The organism is Burkholderia sp. WTPI3, from assembly GCF_021483755.1.
Taxonomy (GTDB): Bacteria; Pseudomonadota; Gammaproteobacteria; order Burkholderiales; family Burkholderiaceae; genus Burkholderia.
Window position 1 is genome coordinate 123,675 of sequence record NZ_JAGIXF010000003.1, and the last position, 16,488, is coordinate 140,162.

General features: G+C 67.8%; 15 protein-coding genes. 8 read left to right on the forward strand and 7 right to left on the reverse strand.

Going from position 1 to position 16,488, the window contains the following annotated elements:
• Nucleotides 1-56 precede the first annotated feature (56 nt).
• Nucleotides 57-1,097 carry a zinc-dependent alcohol dehydrogenase family protein gene (locus tag J7024_RS02930; RefSeq protein WP_124897380.1) on the forward strand — a complete coding sequence of 347 codons (1,041 nt, stop codon included), beginning with the start codon at nt 57-59 and terminating at the stop codon, nt 1,095-1,097.
• An 87-nt stretch (nt 1,098-1,184) separates the two neighbouring features.
• Here the strand turns inward: J7024_RS02930 and J7024_RS02935 are convergent, their stop codons facing one another.
• The gene (locus J7024_RS02935) at nt 1,185-2,588 is read right to left on the reverse strand and encodes an MBL fold metallo-hydrolase RNA specificity domain-containing protein (protein WP_175751377.1); all 1,404 of its coding nucleotides are present in this window, start codon (nt 2,586-2,588) and stop codon (nt 1,185-1,187) included.
• Nucleotides 2,589-2,840: 252 nt separating this feature from the next.
• On the opposite strand from J7024_RS02935, the gene J7024_RS02940 reads away from it, so the two are divergent.
• The gene (locus J7024_RS02940) at nt 2,841-3,290 is read left to right on the forward strand and encodes a hypothetical protein (RefSeq protein ID WP_124897382.1); all 450 of its coding nucleotides are present in this window, start codon (nt 2,841-2,843) and stop codon (nt 3,288-3,290) included.
• Nucleotides 3,291-3,344: 54 nt separating this feature from the next.
• On the opposite strand, the gene J7024_RS02945 is transcribed toward J7024_RS02940, so the two are convergent.
• Genes J7024_RS02945 through J7024_RS02965 form a run of 5 tightly spaced genes read right to left on the reverse strand, consistent with a single transcriptional unit; the run spans nt 3,345 to nt 7,949 of the window.
• Nucleotides 3,345-4,835 (reverse strand): efflux transporter outer membrane subunit, encoded by a 1,491-nt coding sequence (locus tag J7024_RS02945; RefSeq protein ID WP_175751375.1) that lies wholly within the window; start codon nt 4,833-4,835, stop codon nt 3,345-3,347.
• A complete protein-coding gene (locus J7024_RS02950; RefSeq protein WP_124897384.1) occupies nt 4,813-5,898 on the reverse strand; it encodes an HlyD family secretion protein in 1,086 nt (361 codons plus the stop codon). Before J7024_RS02950 ends, J7024_RS02945 begins: the two co-directional genes overlap by 23 nt.
• Nucleotides 5,895-6,599 (reverse strand): ABC transporter ATP-binding protein, encoded by a 705-nt coding sequence (locus J7024_RS02955; RefSeq protein ID WP_175751373.1) that lies wholly within the window; start codon nt 6,597-6,599, stop codon nt 5,895-5,897. The genes J7024_RS02950 and J7024_RS02955 overlap by 4 nt, the downstream gene beginning before the upstream one ends.
• Complete coding sequence (locus J7024_RS02960) at nt 6,596-7,732, reverse strand: ABC transporter permease (RefSeq protein WP_124897385.1); 1,137 nt, start codon at nt 7,730-7,732, stop codon at nt 6,596-6,598. Before J7024_RS02960 ends, J7024_RS02955 begins: the two co-directional genes overlap by 4 nt.
• Before the next feature lie 28 nt (nt 7,733-7,760).
• The gene (locus J7024_RS02965; RefSeq protein ID WP_124897386.1) at nt 7,761-7,949 is read right to left on the reverse strand and encodes a DUF2964 family protein; all 189 of its coding nucleotides are present in this window, start codon (nt 7,947-7,949) and stop codon (nt 7,761-7,763) included.
• Nucleotides 7,950-8,190: 241 nt separating this feature from the next.
• Here J7024_RS02965 and J7024_RS02970 point away from each other — a divergent pair, with 241 nt between their 5' ends.
• From J7024_RS02970 to ftsH, 3 genes are read left to right on the forward strand one after another with little or no spacing between them, the layout of a single operon-like run.
• A complete protein-coding gene (locus J7024_RS02970) occupies nt 8,191-8,838 on the forward strand; it encodes a BON domain-containing protein (RefSeq protein ID WP_124897387.1) in 648 nt (215 codons plus the stop codon).
• 39 nt (nt 8,839-8,877) lie between these two features.
• A complete protein-coding gene (locus tag J7024_RS02975; RefSeq protein ID WP_124897388.1) occupies nt 8,878-9,387 on the forward strand; it encodes a BCAM0308 family protein in 510 nt (169 codons plus the stop codon).
• A 33-nt stretch (nt 9,388-9,420) separates the two neighbouring features.
• Nucleotides 9,421-11,328, forward strand: a complete 1,908-nt coding sequence (ftsH, locus tag J7024_RS02980; RefSeq protein WP_124897389.1) for an ATP-dependent zinc metalloprotease FtsH — start codon at nt 9,421-9,423, stop codon at nt 11,326-11,328.
• Between the two features lie 16 nt (nt 11,329-11,344).
• On the opposite strand, the gene J7024_RS02985 is transcribed toward ftsH, so the two are convergent.
• The gene (locus J7024_RS02985; RefSeq protein WP_124897390.1) at nt 11,345-13,141 is read right to left on the reverse strand and encodes an adenosylcobalamin-dependent ribonucleoside-diphosphate reductase; all 1,797 of its coding nucleotides are present in this window, start codon (nt 13,139-13,141) and stop codon (nt 11,345-11,347) included.
• A gap of 234 nt (nt 13,142-13,375) precedes the next feature.
• Between J7024_RS02985 and J7024_RS02990 the strand changes: the two genes are divergently transcribed.
• The 3 genes from J7024_RS02990 (at nt 13,376) to J7024_RS03000 (ending at nt 16,477) form a co-directional block, all read left to right on the forward strand.
• Nucleotides 13,376-14,311 carry a 1-phosphofructokinase family hexose kinase gene (locus J7024_RS02990; RefSeq protein WP_124897391.1) on the forward strand — a complete coding sequence of 312 codons (936 nt, stop codon included), beginning with the start codon at nt 13,376-13,378 and terminating at the stop codon, nt 14,309-14,311.
• A gap of 119 nt (nt 14,312-14,430) precedes the next feature.
• Entirely contained in the window at nt 14,431-15,228 is a 798-nt protein-coding gene (locus tag J7024_RS02995; RefSeq protein WP_124897392.1) for a polysaccharide deacetylase family protein, read from the forward strand.
• A complete protein-coding gene (locus J7024_RS03000) occupies nt 15,221-16,477 on the forward strand; it encodes a putative glycoside hydrolase (protein WP_124897393.1) in 1,257 nt (418 codons plus the stop codon). The genes J7024_RS02995 and J7024_RS03000 overlap by 8 nt, the downstream gene beginning before the upstream one ends.
• The last annotated feature ends 11 nt before the right edge of the window (nt 16,478-16,488 follow it).

Below are 16,488 nucleotides of genomic sequence, written 5' to 3' on the forward strand. Positions count from 1 at the left end.
GCCGAATGTGCGCAAGCCGGTACGCCGCCCGCCGAACTTTCGATGGAGGAACCGCGATGAAAGCACTCGTTTACCACGGCCCCGGGCGCAAGGCGCTCGAGCAGCGGCCCAAACCGGAACTGCAATCACCGACCGACGCGATCGTCAGGGTGACGCGCACGACGATCTGCGGCACCGACCTGCACATCCTCAAGGGCGACGTGCCGACGTGCGAACCCGGCCGCATTCTCGGCCACGAGGGCGTGGGCATCGTCGAGCAGGTCGGCGCCGCGGTCGACGCGCTGACGCCGGGCGATCACGTGCTGATTTCGTGCATTTCGTCGTGCGGCCGCTGCGAGTACTGCCGCCGCGGACTGTATTCACATTGCACGACCGGCGGCTGGATTCTCGGCAACCGGATCGACGGCACGCAAGCCGAGTACGTGCGCATCCCGCATGCGCAGACCAGCCTGTACCGGATTCCGCCCGAAGCGGACGAGGACGCGCTCGTGATGCTGTCCGACATTCTGCCGACCGGATTCGAATGCGGCGTGCTGAACGGCAAGGTGCAGCCGGGCTGCTCGGTCGCGATCGTCGGGGCAGGGCCGATCGGGCTGGCCGCGTTGCTGACCGCGCAGTTCTACTCGCCCGCGCGGATCGTCATGATCGACCCGGACAGCAACCGGCTCGAGATCGCACGGCACTTCGGCGCGACCGACTGCTTCGACGGCAGCACCGGCGACCCTGTGGCGGAAGTGATGAAGCTGACCGACGGCGTCGGCGTGGATTGCGCGATCGAGGCGGTCGGCATTCCGGCGACGTTCGAGATGTGCACGTCGCTGGTCGCACCGGGCGGCGTGGTCGCGAACATCGGCGTACATGGCGTCAAGGCCGACCTGCACCTCGAGAAACTGTGGGATCGCAACATCTCGATCACGACGCGGCTCGTCGACACGGTCAGCACGCCGATGCTGCTGAAGACCGTGCGCGCCGGGCGCCTCGATCCGACGCGCCTGATCACGCACCGGTTCTCGCTCGACGACGTGGAAGGCGCGTACGACACGTTCGGGCGCGCCGCGCAGACCCATGCGTTGAAGGTGATCATCGAAGTCGGCTGACGCGCCTGGCGGCGCGTGACGGGAGCCGGCATCATCTGCTTTCCGTCACGCGCGTCCGGCGTTTCACCGGCATCGCCGTCAGGTCGGTCAGGACGACAGCGCTGCTGGCTCCTGCGTGCCGCCGGCTTCGACTTCGTCCAGATCGACGCACTGCTCGTAAGTCGGCACCTCGCACGGCCAATGCAGGGTCTCCGAAATACGTCGGCGCAATGCATCCGCGGCGGCGGGTTCGCCATGCGTGACGAAGGTCCGGACAGGTGCGCACTGCATCGTGCCGAGCCACCTGAGTATCTCTTCGTAGTCCGCATGGGCCGACAGCGTCGTGATCGACTCGACCTGCGCGCGCACGCGGACGTATTCGCCGTGAATCTTCACCGTCGGCTCGTGTGCGGCCAGCGCCGCGCCGCGCGTGCCGGCGGCCTGGTAGCCGACCAGCGCGATCGTGTTGCGCGCATCGGGCGCATAGCGGGCCAGGTGATGCAGCACGCGCCCGCCCGTTGCCATCCCGCTGCCGGCGATGATGACCATCGGGCCATGATGCTCGGCAATCGCCTTCGACTGCTCCACCGAGCGGATCATCGTCGCCGCGTGGCCGAGCGCGTTCGCTTCGGATACGGTCAGCCGGTGTTCGAGGATATGGTGCCGATAGATCTCCGTCACGTCCGTCGCCATCGGGCTGTCGAGGAATACCGGGACGCGCCCCATGCGGCCGGACGCCTTCAGCCGCGCGATGTAGTGCAGGATTTCCTGGGCGCGGCCGACGGTGAAGCAGGGCATCACGACGACCCCGCCTCGTGCGAAGGTCTTGTCGAACAGCGCGGCCAGTTCGTTCTCGGGGTCCGACGCCGGGTGCAGCCGGTCGCCGTATGTCGATTCGACCACGAGGTAATCCGCATGCGCGGGCGGCCGCGGCGGCTGCATGACCGGGTCGTGATACCGGCCGAGGTCGCCGGAGAACGCGAGCACCTTGTGATCCCAGTGCATCACGACGCTCGCCGCACCGAGGATATGCCCGGCCGGCAGCAGTCGGAACGCCAGGCCGCCGCCCAGCGCGGTGCATTCGTCGAACGCGACGGGCTTCAGCAGGTGCAGTGCGCGCTGCGCGTCGTCCAGCGTGTAAAGCGGCTGCGCGGGATGATGCTTCGAGTAGCCGTGCCGGTTCGCGAAGTCGGCCTCCTCTTCCTGCAGCCGCGCGCTGTCGCGCAGCATGATGTCGCAGAGTTCGGCCGTGGCCGCCGTGCAGTACACCGGGCCGCGATAACCTTCGCGCACCAGCACCGGGAGATAGCCGGTGTGATCGATATGCGCGTGCGTGAGCACGACCGCGTCCAGCGTGTCGGGCGCGAGCGGCAGCGGATGCCAGTTGCGCAGCCGCAGGTTCTTCGTCCCCTGGAACAGGCCGCAATCGACGAGCACGCGCCGGCCGCCGTGCTCGACCAGATACTTCGAGCCGGTCACGGTTTCGGTCGCACCGAGAAAAGTCAGTTTCATGGATCGCCTCACCGGGAGTCGAGAGAGCAGTGAGTCGATTACATCCCCAACGCGCGCGCGGCGGTTGACCGAAATCAGGAATTGCCGGATTCCCCGACGGCGCGCGGTTTGACGACGATCAACCTTCGGCCCCCGCGGCGGCAGGATAGTGATTCCGTGCGCGGATGCGGTGTCGTGTCGTGACCCCGTTATCCGTGCATGCCGTACGCGCGATGCGTACCGGTTTCACGAGCCTTTCGGGATGAACTCATCATGACGTTGATCGCCAATCTGGATGGGGCCGGGCCGCTCTACCGGCTGTGTTTCGTCCGCTCGCCCTGGGCGTGGTTTACCTGCTTGCCGCTCGACGAGCAATGCGGCGAGCGCTGGGCGGACGTGCCGTACCAGAACGCCGCGAAACCGCCATACAGCGATTCGCGCGCGCAATTGCTCCGGGTCGCGTTCGATGCGCCGCGCCTGTTGCCGCCCGAGGCCGGACGGCACGGGCGCGCGTGGAGCGTCCAGCAGATCAACCGCGGCGCGACGCCGTGGCTGCGCAGCGAGGATTTCGTCGACGCGACGACGCTGACCGTTCCGGCGGGGACGACGCTTGCCGCGTTCGTCGAGAAGATCGAGGCCGCCGGCGGCACCGTCTACGGCCCGCTCGGCTGGGCGGAACTGCCGCCCTGGCAGCGGCCCGGCATCGTCGCGCAAACGGGCTGAACGCGGCGCAATGCCTGCGCGGCGCGCTTGTCGGTGCGCCTGTCTGCCCGCTCGTCAGCCCGCGTCGCCCCAGCCGCCGCCGAGTGCGACGTAGAACGCGACCGTGTCCTGCAGGCGCTGCGCGACGGCCTGCAGCCACGCAATCCGCGCCTGATGGTATTGCACGTCGGCGACCAGCAACTGGACGTAGCCCGCGATACCCGCGTCGTAGCCAGCCTGCGTCAGCTTCAGCGCATCGCGGGCCGCGGCCATCGCGCGGGCCTGCGCGTCGAGCGCCGTCGCGTCGTTGGCGAGCGCGCGCAACGTGTCGGCCACTTGCGAGAACGCCGACAGGACGACCTGCCGGTAGCTCGCATCGGCTTCGTCGTACGCGTCTTGCGCGGCGCGCCGCTGGTTCAGCAGCGTGCCGCCGTGAAACAGCGGCGCGGTCAGCCCGGCGCCGACACTCCACGCGCGGCCGGCCGGCGCGAACAGCTGGCCGGCGACGATGCTGTCGAATCCGCCCGATGCGGACAGCGTGAGGTTCGGGTAGAGCGCGGCCGTCGCGACGCCGACCTGCGCGCTGGCGACGTGCAGCTGGGCTTGCGCCTGCAGGATGTCGGGGCGGCGACGCACCAGCGACGACGGCGCCGTATCGGGCAGGCTGGCGGGCAGTGCGATCCCGTCGAGCGACAGGTCCGGCGTCTGCCAGTCGACCGGGTAGCGGCCGGCCAATAGCGCAAGCAGGTCGTCGGCCTGCGCGCGCTTCTGGTCGAGCGCGGGCAGTGTCGCTTCGAGCGACGCGCGCTGCGATTCGAGCGTGAGGACGGCGATGTAGGCCGCCGCGCCGGCCGTCACCTGCGCATGCGTCAGACGAATTTGCTCGTCGAGCAGTGCGATCATTTCGCGCGTGGCTGCGGCTTCGTCGCGATAGGCGGCGCGCGCGACCATCGTGTTGACGACGTTGGCGGTCAGCATCAGGTACGCGCCCGCCAGCGCCTGGCGCTGCGCATCGACGTCGGCCGCCAGCGCTTCGACCTGGCGCCGTTCGCCGCCCCACAGATCGAGCGTATAGCTGACCGTCGCGGACAGCGTGAACAGGTTGAAGATCGATGGCGGCAATGCCTGGCCCGTGCGCAGCGGCGCATAACGCTGGCGCGCCGCACCGGCCTGTGCATCCATCTGCGGGAAGAAGATGCCCTGGCCGGCCCGCAGTGCGTGCTCGCTGCGCCGCAGCGTCGCCTCGGCGAGATCGAGCGTCGGGCTGCCAGTCAGGGCTGCGTCGACGGTCGAGTCGATCGCGCGGCTGCCGAAGCGCGTCCACCAGTCGCGCGTGAGCGCCGTATCCGCCGACAATGCCTGCGTCCGGCCGTCGCCGCGCCAGGGGCCGGACGCCGCGCGCGGATCGTCGGGCGGCACGAAGCGCGCGACGCGCGGCGCGGGCGGCGGGACGAAGTCCGGCCCGACCGTGCATCCCGCGAGCAGTGCGGCGATGACCAGCGCACCCGCCCGGCGGCGCGGCGCATGCGCGCGATGGGTGCCGTTATTTGCCTGCGACGTACACATCGACGATCTGCCCGGGAAACAGCCGCACATTCCTGTTCGGCACGATACGGAAAATGACCGGCAGCACGCGCACGTCGACGCGTTCGGTGCGCTGGTCGGACAGCTCGATCTTCGGCGTGACGTACGGCTGCACGCGGATGAACTGGAGATCGGCCTCGACCGAGGTGCCGCGCACGAACATGTGGGCCTTCAGCGCATGCAGGTCGGGCAGCTGGTGGATCAGGATTTCGTCGATGTAGCAGCGCACCTGCAGGCGGTCGACCGGCGTGCCGAGCACCGCGACGGGCGTATTGCCCTGCGTGTAGGTGTCGTAGAGCCCCTGCGAGGTCAGGTACGAGCCGAGCGCCGCGTTCATGGCCAGGACCGTGCCGTCCGCCGGCGCGCGCAGCGTGTAGCGGGCGAGTAGCGCAGCCGCCGCGTCGGCCGCGCGCCGCAGTGCGATGGCCTGTGCTTCCTGATTGCGCACGTCGTAGCTCCACGCGCCGGCTTTCGTCAGACGATACTGCCGCATCACGACATCGAGGTTGGCCGTCGCGACGCGCACCGCGTTCGCGGCCGTGTCGAGCGCGTCGCGGCTGACGGCTTTCGGATCGATGTCGTACGCGTGCCGCTGCTTGTCGTACTGATCCTGTGCGAGCTTCAGGCTCGCCTGCGCGGCCGTCGTCTGCGCACTGGCCACGTCGAGGACCTCGCGACGCGGCTGCGCCTTCAGTTCGTCGAGCAGCGCGTCTGCCGCGTCCGCCTGTGCCGCGAGCTGGGCGGCGGTGGCGCGCTGCACCGAGTCGTCGATCGTCAGTAGCGCGTCGCCGGCCTTCACCGGGTCGCCGTCGTGCACGATGATGCGCGTCACCGCGCCCGACACGTCCGGATAGACGTTCACGTTCGCACCAGCCGGCTGCTCGCTCTCGACGATCCCGTTCGCATAGACGCCGCGCGCGTACGGATTCGCGGCCGGCTTGAATACCGGCGGCTGCGGCGGTTCCTGACGACTGTAAACCCATGCGGCCACAAGGCTTGCCAGGAAACCGAGCAGGGCCGCCACGAACACGAGCCGGTGTTTCATCGCGCACCTCCGCGCTCGATTCCGTCGAGCTGGCCGTCTTCCATCCGCAGGATGCGGTCCGCGTATTCGAAGATCCGCGCGTCGTGCGTGACGATCACGATGCAGCGCGTGTCGTTCAGCACCTTGTGCTTGACGAAGTCGATGATCATGCGGCCCGTGTCGCCGTCGAGCGACGCGGTCGGTTCGTCGAGGATCAGCAGGTCGGGCTGGCTGACGATCGCGCGCGCGATCGCGACACGCTGCTGTTCGCCGCCGGACAGCTTGACGGGCGGCAGTTGCGCGCGGTTCCCGAGCCCGACGACGTCGAGATACTCGAGCGCCTCCTTCATCGCGTCGTCCCACGGCCGGCGCTTCAGGATCAGCGGGATCGCGACGTTCTCCGCGGTCGTGAGCCGCGGGAACAGGTGATAGTCCTGGAACACGAAGCCGATCCGGTTCAGCCGGAAATCGGCGATCGCGTCGTTCGGCTGCGCCCACAGGTCGACGCCGTCGATCGCCACCGAGCCCGATTCCGGGCGCAGGATGCCGGAGATCACGCTGAGCAGCGTCGTCTTGCCGCTGCCGGACGGGCCGACGATCAGCAGCATCTCGCCGAAGTTCGCCTGCATCGACACGTCGCGCAACGCCTGCGTGCGCGCGTCGCCTTCGCCGAACCATTTGCTGACGCCGCGGGCGTCGATCGCGATGCCGGCCATCGTCATCCCCGGAAGATGTCGAACGGCTCGATGCGCAGCACGCGCCGCACGCCGAGATAACTCGAGATCGTCGCGATCACGACCACCATGCCGAACGCGAGCGACAGGTTGCCATACGTGATGAGCGCCGCATAGTCGGGAATCTGCAGTTTCGCGAGACTGATCATCAGCACGCACAGCCCGACGCCGATGCCGTAGCCCGTCAGCGCGGTGAACGTCGCCTGGAACAGGATCATCGCGACCAGCTCGTGGCTCTTCGCGCCGATTGCCTTCAGCGCGCCGAACTTGTCCAGATTCTCGAGGATGAACGCATAGAACGTCTGGCCTGAAATCGACAGCCCGATCACGAAGCTGATGATCGTCATCAGCATGATGTTGGTGCCGAGCCCGGTTTCGTACTTGTAGAAGCGCGCGATCTGCGCGATGAATTCGTCGCGCGTGTACGCGCGATAGCCGAGCGAATTCACCACTGCCTTGATGTGAGCAATGTCCGCATCCGACTTCGGCTCGACGAGGATGTAAGAGGTCGTGAAGCGCGGCGACGGGATGTACTGGATCGCGCGGGCGTACGTGGTGTAGAGCGTCGGCGTGCCGAACAGGCCGCTGGCTGCCACCTTCGCGATGCCGACGATCACGCCGCGGTGGTCGTTCAGCTCGAAATCGGTGCCGACCGACGGATTCTCGAGCTTCGGAAACTCCGGATCCTGAATCGCGATGAAGCCGTTTTCCGCATAGATGTCCTCGATGCGGCCCTGCAGCATCGTCGGCCGGCCGAGCAGGCTGGCGTCGTCGAGGCCGACGACCGTCACGGCCTGGTAGGTGCCGGAGCGCAGTTTCACGAGCGCGGCGCCGGAGTAGAGCGGCACCGCGTACTTGACGCCGTCGATGCTGCGCACCGCATCGAGCACGTAGTCGGGCATGCCGATGCTGTTCGCGATCGTCTTCACGGCCGGGTCCATCACCCAGACCTTCGCGCCGATATTGATGACCGACGCCGACGACTTGTTCAGGATGCCGGCGAACAGCGAGGTCATCTCGATCATCAGCAGCACCGAGAACGTGATGCCGACGGTCAGCGCGGTGAATTTCGCGCTGTCGTTGACGAGCAGCTTGAAGGCGAGTTTCAGGATGCCGTTCATGGTGGCGAGTGCGGGGGTGTCGCAGGCGTCACGGGCGGTCGCCCGGCCCGGGATTCAGCAGCACGACGAACGCGATGATGCTCGAGATCAGCGTGGCGATCGAGTACCGGAACACCTGCTCGTCGAACAGCATCCCGTGCACGATGCCGACCAGCGAGGCCAGCGCGATGAACACGCTGAGCGTCGCAAGGACGATTCGGTACTGTTTGCGGATCATGACGGTCTCCCGGGGCGGGGTTGTCGCTACCCCTGTCGTCATGATCGCGTTGCGCGCCGTTGCACCGTTGATCTGTATCAACGGACAAAATCGGCCGCGGCACGGTCGACATGCATCGTGCCGGTACGCCGTCGATTGATCCTCGTCAAGCCGCCGCCGTCGCTGTGCGCGATGCTGGCTGCAGTGCGGCACGCATCCGATCGCAAGTTTCGCGACCGGCACCGGCCGACGGGAGACCGACATGAAATCCGATGCAGCACTCAAGCAGGACGTCGAGCAGGCGCTGTTCTGGAATCCGGCGATCGACGCGCGCCGGATCGACGTCGATGTCCGCGACCGGATCGTGACGTTGCGCGGCACGGTCGACAGTTGGGCACAGAAGCTCGAGGCGCAGAAAACGGCGCTGCACGTCGCGGACGCGCGCGCACTGGTGCTCGAGCTGAGCGTGACCCCGCCCGAGAACGCCTGCGCGGACCAGGAGCTGGCAATCGCCATCACGTTCGCGCTCGGCTGGCAGGAGGCGTTGCGCGATCACGCGATCCGCGTCGAGGTCGATCACGGCTGCGTGACGCTCGACGGCGAGGTCGATCATGCGTTCCAGAGCCGCGCGGCGGAAGCCATGGTGAGCCGGATGATCGGCGTCGTCGGCGTGGCGAACCGCATCCGGGTGCGTGCGGACCACACGGTGCCGGACGTCGGCACCCGGATCGCCGAAGCGCTCGCGCGTCGCGTGCAGCGCGAATCCGCGGGAATTTCGATCGAAGCGGCCGACGGCATCGTCACGTTGACGGGTACGGTCGCCTCGCTGGCCGAACGGCGTGCCGCGTGCGGTGCGGCGAGGTCGGTGAGGGGCGTCCGGGAGGTCATCGACCGGTTGACCGTTGCGTGAGCGGCTTGCTCGTACCACCCACTACCAGGAGAAGCAGCGATGAATCGTTCACATACCGGCCCCGGCCGAAACTTTCTGCGTCGCGACAAGCGCATGCAGCCGCATACGAAGGACAGTTATCGGGATCCGAAGCGGCCGAAAGGCGACCGGATCTGCGAAGGCTGCGGCGCACTCTGTGACGCCGGCCGCTGGACCTGGTACGCGACGCAGCTCGACCGTCGACAGCTCGAATGCCCGGCCTGCAAGCGCATGCGGGAAAACGCGCCGGCGGGCGAACTGGTGTTGCGCGGCGCGTACCTGCACGCACACCGTTCAGCAATTCTCGATCTGCTGGAGCGTCAGGCCGCTCTGGAGAAGAGCGAGCATGCACTCGAACGCGTCATGGAGATCGATAAATCCGAGGAATCGCTCGTCGTTCGAACGACGGGCGTGCATATGGTCCGGCGCCTGGCTCAAGCGTTGCTGCATGCGCATCACGGCCATCTCGCGATCAACTATCGCGACGGCGAGGACGTGCTGCGGGCGCACTGGACGCGCGACGATGTGTGAGCGCGCGGTTGCCGCCCGGACGGGCCCGACCTCATGAAAAAGTCATTCGACTACTCCGGACTGTTGATCCCGATCGCGTTCGCCGTGCTGGTGGCGATTCAGTTGCTGATGTATCAGCCGGCCGCGACGTCGATTTCCTACAGTGATTTTCATCACCTGGTGGACGCACGGCTCGTCGACGATCTCGAGATCGGCCAGTCGTCGATCTCGGGCACGCTGCGCATGCCGGAAGCGGGCGCAGCGCTGCCCGCGTCCGACGCGGCGGAGGTGAAGAAGGTTGGACCGCCGTGGCGCTTCACGACGAACCGGGTGAGCGACGAACGTCTGGTTGCCATGCTGACGGCTGCCGGGATTCGCTACCGCGGCGCGACGGATACGGGCTGGATCGGGACGCTCGCGGCATGGATTTTCCCGTTGATCGGCTTCGTCCTGATCTGGAGCTTCATGATGCGAAGGCCGGGCGGCATGCGGGATCTGAGCGGCATGGGAAAAAGCCGAGCCCGCGTGTACATGCAGAAGGAAACCGGCATCACGTTCGACGACATCGCGGGCATCGACGAGGCGAAGGCCGAGTTGCAGCAGATCGTCGCGTTCCTGCGCAATCCTGAACGCTATCAGCGGCTCGGCGGCAAGATCCCGAAGGGCGTGCTGATCGTCGGCGCGCCCGGCACCGGCAAGACGCTGCTGGCACGCGCGGTGGCCGGCGAGGCCGCGGTGCCGTTCTTCACGATCAGCGGCTCGGCGTTCGTCGAGATGTTCGTCGGCGTCGGCGCGGCGCGTGTGCGCGATCTCTTCGAGCAGGCCCAGCAAAGCGCGCCGTGCATCGTGTTCATCGACGAGCTCGATGCGCTCGGCAAGGCGCGCGGGGTCGGCCTGATGTCGGGCAACGACGAGCGCGAGCAGACGCTCAACCAGCTGCTCGTCGAGATGGACGGCTTCCAGGCCAATTCGGGCGTCATCATCATGGCCGCGACCAACCGGCCGGAGATCCTCGATCCCGCGTTGCTGCGCCCGGGACGATTCGACCGGCACATCGCGATCGACCGGCCCGACCTGACCGGCCGCAAGCAGATCCTGGCCGTGCATACGAAGCGCGTGAAGCTCGCGCCGGAAGTCGACCTCGCTGAGCTGGCGCAACGCACGCCGGGCTTCGTCGGCGCCGATCTCGCGAACGTCGTCAACGAAGCCGCGCTGCATGCGGCCGAACTCGGCAAGCCGGCGATCGGCATGGCCGATTTCGACGAAGCCATCGACCGCGCGATGACCGGCATGGAGCGCAAGAGCCGCGTGATGAACGAGCAGGAGAAGCGGACCATCGCGTACCACGAATCGGGGCATGCGCTCATCGCGCAAAGCCGTACGCACTGCGATCCGGTGAAGAAGGTATCGATCATTCCGCGCGGGATCGCGGCGCTCGGCTATACGCAGCAGGTGCCGACCGAGGATCGCTACGTGCTGCGCCGGAGCGAATTGCTCGACCGGCTCGATGTGCTGCTCGGCGGACGCGTCGCCGAGGAACTCGTGTTCGGCGACGTGTCGACGGGCGCGCAGAACGATCTCGAACGCGCGACCGCGCTGGCGCGGCACATGGTCATGCAGTACGGAATGAGCGAGAAGATCGGGCTGGCGACCTTCGACGATGCGGCGCAGCCGGGCGGCGCGCCCGGCGTGTGGACGCCCGGCGACGGCCGCTGCAGCGAGCACACGGCGCAACTGATCGACGAAGAGGTGCGCGCGCTGCTCGAGGACGCGCATGCGCGAGTCGCGGCGACGCTCGGCGGGCACCGCGATGCGCTCGAACGGATCGCGCACAGCCTGCTGCTGCACGAATCGATCGATCACGACTCGCTGGTGGCGCTCATCACGCCGCCGGACGATGCCGACGAGACGAGCCGGCCGGCGGATGCCGATACGGAAACGATCACGGGCGCCTCCACCTGAACTCCGAAGTCTCAAGTCAGCAGCCGATGCAGACCGGGCTGTCGCGCCGCGCTTGCGCCGCGTCGTCGGTCACGACCGAGGCGAGCTGCGGATCGGGCCGGAAGATCGTGATGCCCTTGAGACCGTCGCGCCACGCCTGGACGAACAACGCATCGACCTGCGCGAGCGAACACTGGCCCGGCATCGTCACCGTCTTCGAGATGCCGGCGTCGACGCACGGCTGCAGCGCCGCGATCATCGCGACATGGTCGGCCGGCGCGATATCCGCCGCCGTGACGAAATAGTCCGGCAGCCTGGCGCTGTCGCCATGCAGTTCGCGATACAGCCGGTAAGCATGATTCTCCACACGAAACGGCCGGATCCGTCCGTCCGCGGTGCGCACCATGCGACGCTGCGTCCAGCCGACGGCCGGCTCGATCCCGTTCGAGCAGTTATCGCAGAACGCCAGGCTCACGCTGCCGGCCGGCGCGAACGACAGCAGATGGCTGTTGCGCAGCCCGTGCCGCGCGATCGCATGATGCACCTTCAGCGGCACGAGCATGCGGTACGCGGGGCCGGTCAGGTAGGCGGCCGGATCGTAGGCCGGAAACACGCCGCGCTCGGCGGCAAGCGCGGCCGACGCGGCAAACGCATGTTCGCGCATCGTCAGCGCGATCCCGCGCGCAAACGCACGTGCTTCGCCGCTGTCGTAACGCAGCCGCAACATCGTCAGTGCGTCGGCGAGCCCGGTGACGCCGACCCCGATGCGCCGCGTGCGCCGCGCTTCGTGCTCGTGCGCGGCGAGCGGCCATGCGGTCAGGTCGAGCACATCGTCGAGCATGCGGACCTGGATCCTCACCGCGTCGGCGAGCGTCGCGAAATCGAAGCGCGGCTTGCCCTCGGTACCGAATGGGTGGAGAACGAACCGGGACAGGTCGAGCGGCCCGAGCACGCAACTGCCGTAGGGCGGCAGCGGCTGTTCGCCGCACGGGTTCGTCGCGTCGATCCGCTCGTGCTCGCGTAGCGGATTCGCATCGCGGATCGTGTCGAGGAACAGCAGCCCCGGTTCGGCGCTGTCGCGCGCCGCGCTGACGATCTCGTGCCAGAGCGTGCGAGCCTGGATCGTCGCGTAAAGATACTGTCCGTCCGGCCGCCGAGGCGGCGTGCCGGATGCGGAACAGGGCGGCGCTCGATGGACGAGCGCCCACGGCAGACCGTGCTGGACCGCCTCCATGAACGCATCCGTGACGCCGACCGACAGGTTGAACGTCGGCCAGCGCGATCGTCCGCGCTTGGCCGCGATGAACGCCGCGAGGTCCGGATGATCGCAGCGCAGCACGGCCATCTGCGCACCGCGGCGCGGGCCGGTGAACGGCAGCGCACGGCACATCGCATCGAAGCGGTCGATCGCGACGCATGCGCCTCGTGCGGATGACGCGCGGTGCCCGTACGCATCGGCAGGCGGCACCGGCGAGAAGTCGTAGCCGATTCCGCCGCCCATCGACAGCGTGAGCCGTGCCTCGTCGAGCGCCTGCGCGAGCGCGGCGTCGACGGCCTGTACGGATGTGCCGGCCGGAATCGCGAGCGGATGGACGAAGCAGTTGACCATCGTCGCGCCGGTATTCGCACCGGCGTTCGCGAGGACGCGGCCTGCGCCGATCGCGCCGCGCAGCAGGTTCCGGAAGAAAGCACGCTCGCACTGTGCGCGCAGCTCCGGCGGTTCGGCGAGCGACAGCGCATGGGCGACGCGATGGAACACGGCTGTGCAAGACGTTTCGCCGGGCTGCGCGTAGCGCTCGGCGAAGACGGTGGTGCAAAGCGGCTGCTCGTCCATGACGGGGGCTCGGCTGCTACGAATGATTCACTGTAAGAGCCTGTCCGAACGTGTCGTTGATCGAGCGCAATCGGGTGCCGTAGCGGCATCGCTTGACGGGCGTCAATGCTGCAACCCGCATCGAACGTAACGTGAAGGCACGGCCGGCAAGCACCGATTGCCGGGAATCGCGGCGCCGGCGTCCGTCGCGCAAGCCGGCCGATCGCGCCTGTCATTGACTCCGAGCCACATGCCATGACCGATATCGTTACCGTCACATTGAATCCGGCAGTCGACGTCGCGACCTCGGTCGAGCACATTGTCGACTCGCACAAGCTGCGCTGCGCACGGCCGCGGCGCGACCCCGGCGGCGGCGGAATCAACGTCGCCCGCACCATTCACCGGCTCGGGGGCGACTGCATCGCGCTGTACCTGGCCGGCGGGCCGACCGGTGACGTCTTGACGCTGCTGCTCGAGGCTGAGCACCTGCCGAGCGTGCGAATCCGGATCGCCGGCGAGACGCGCGAGAACGTCTGTGTGACCGAGACCTCGACCGGGCGCGAATACCGTTTCCTGATGCCGGGGCCGCAGGTCACGGAAGCCGAGTGGCGCGACTGCGCGGCCCGCATCGAGGCGATGCGACCGGCGCCGCGCTATCTCGTGTTGAGCGGCAGCCTGCCGCCCGGCGCGCCGGACGATCTCTATGCAACGCTTGCGCGGGCAGCCAGGGCAAGCGGCAGCCGGGTGGTCGTCGATGCGTCGGGCCGTGCGCTGCAAGCGGCTCTCGAGGCCGGTGTTCATCTCGTGAAGCCCAGTCTCGGCGAACTGAGCGCGCTGGCCGGCGAACCGCTCGACGACACGTCGGCGTGCCGGAAGGCGAGGGAACTCGTCGAGCAGGGGCGGGCCGACATCGTCGCGTTGACGCTCGGTGCGCGCGGCGCGTGGGTCGTCACGCACGATCGCGCACTGCGCCTGCCCGGCAGGCCGGCGGCGGTATGCAGCACGGTCGGCGCCGGCGACAGTTTCGTCGGCGGCATGGTCTGGGCCCTGGCGCGCGGCGTGCCGTTCGACGATGCGTGCCGCTATGCGCTGGCCGCATCGGCTGCTTCGGTCGAGCATCCTGGTACGGCGCTGTGCACGCGCGGCGATGTCGAGCGGATTCATGCCGAACTGGTTGCGCAGGCAAGCTGACGTGCAGACAGCCCAACGCGTGCATGTATCTCGTCGATGCGCGATCGATCGTTGATCTGGCTCAGCGGTATCCGCGCCGCGATCGCGAAAAATGAGGCAACCCTTCCACGAGGACCGCCATGGCCTTTCGCCTGATCGCCGGTCTGCTCCTGCTGTCGTGCATGCAGCCGGTTTCGCCCACCGACGCCGCGACCGTCGTTTCTCCACCGCAGCCGCGTGTGCTGATCCTGGTGTACCACCGGTTCGCCGCGGCGCGCCTGGATTCGACGACGGTGCGTACCGAAACGTTCCTCAACCAGCTGCGGGCGATCGAGGCGAACGGCTATCGTATCGTGCCGCTCGCCGACATCGTGCGCTGGCATGGCGGCGAGACGGGTGCGTTGCCGGCGCGCGCGGTCGCGATCACCGTCGACGACGGTCACCGCTCTGTCTACGATGTGCTGCGTCCGTTGCTGGCGACGCATCCGGTGCCGGTCACGCTGTTCATCTATCCGTCGGCCATCTCCAACGCCAGCTATGCGATGACATGGGACCAGCTGCGCGCGCTCGGGCGGTCCGGCGGGTTCGACATCGAGTCCCATACGTACTGGCATCCGAATTTCCGCACCGAGCGTGCCCGGCTGACACCGGACGACTATCGGCGCTTCGTGTCGTTCCAGTTGCGCCGGTCCCGCGAACGGCTCGAGTCCGAGACCGGCAAGCCGGTCACGCTGCTGGCCTGGCCGTTCGGCGTCCACGATGCGCAGACCGACCAGCAGGCCGTTGACGAAGGCTACGTCGCGGCATTTACGCTCGACGCGCGCCCCGTCGGACGCGCGGACCCGGCCATGGCGCTGCCGCGCTACCTGATGACGGATGCGTGCGACACGCGATGCATGAACGGACTGTTGCGAACTGCCGGAGCAAGCCATGATTGAGCGCCTGATCGTCTGTCTGCTCCTGTTGTTCGCCGGTGCCGCCGCCCGCGCGGCGCCGGTGTCGATCACCGTTGTCGATGCAACGACCGGCCGTCCGCTGGCCGGCGCGATCGGCCACGCGCCGGGCGTGAACCGGACCGCGGATCGCGATGGCGCGTTTTCACTGGAGCTCGACGCGGCGGGTACGCGCGTGAGCGTGCGTGCACCGGGCTACGCGCGGACCGAAGTCACGCTGACACCGGTCGATGTCGTGCATACGATCCGCATGACACCGGTGCGCCCGAAGGCGGTCTATCTGTCCGCATACGGCGTCGCGGATCGCACGCTGCGTGAAGCGGCACTATCGCTGCAGGATACGACCGCGGTCAACGCGCTCGTCATCGACGTGAAGGGTGACAGTGGCGTCACGCCCTATCGCAGCCTTGCGCGCGAAACCTCCGGTGCCGCGAACCATGTGTCGGCTGCAATCGTTCATCCGCCCGACCTGCCGGACCTGCTGCGGACTTTCCATGCGCGCGGTCTTTACCTGATTGCCCGCATCGTCGTGTTCAAGGACGATCCGCTGGCACGCGCCCACCCCGAGTGGGCCGTGCGCGATGCAGCCGGTGAGATCTGGCAGGACCGCGAGCATCAGCGCTGGATCGACCCGACGTCGCGCGCGGCCTGGCAGCACAATTACGATGTCGCCGAAGAAGTCGCCCGGATGGGCTTCGACGAAATCCAGTTCGACTACCTGCGGTTTCCCGACGCCAACGGTCTCCGGTTTGCCGAACCCAATACCGAGGCCAACCGGGTCGCAGCGATCACCGGATTCCTGACCGGCGCGCGCGAACGGCTGCGGCCGTACAACCTCTACGTGTCGGCCGACATCTTCGGATATGTCTGCTGGAACGCCGACGACACCGCGATCGGGCAGCGACTCGACGCGCTCGGATCGGTCGTCGATTACGTGTCGCCGATGCTGTATCCATCCGGTTTCACATGGGGTCTGCCGGGCTGCCGGAAACCGACCGAACATCCGGGCGAGATCGTTTCGCGGTCGCTGGCCGAGGCGAAGCGCCGGACCGGACTGGAGGGCGTCCGGTTTCGGCCGTGGCTCCAGGCGTTTCGCGACTATGCGTTCGATCGTCGGCCGTTCGACGCCGACGAGATTCGCGCACAGGTCGACGCCGCCGACGCGGCGGGCACGGACGGCTGGATGCTGTGGAACCCGCGCAATCGCTACGATCCTGCCGCGTTGCCGCGCTGAGCGGCACGATC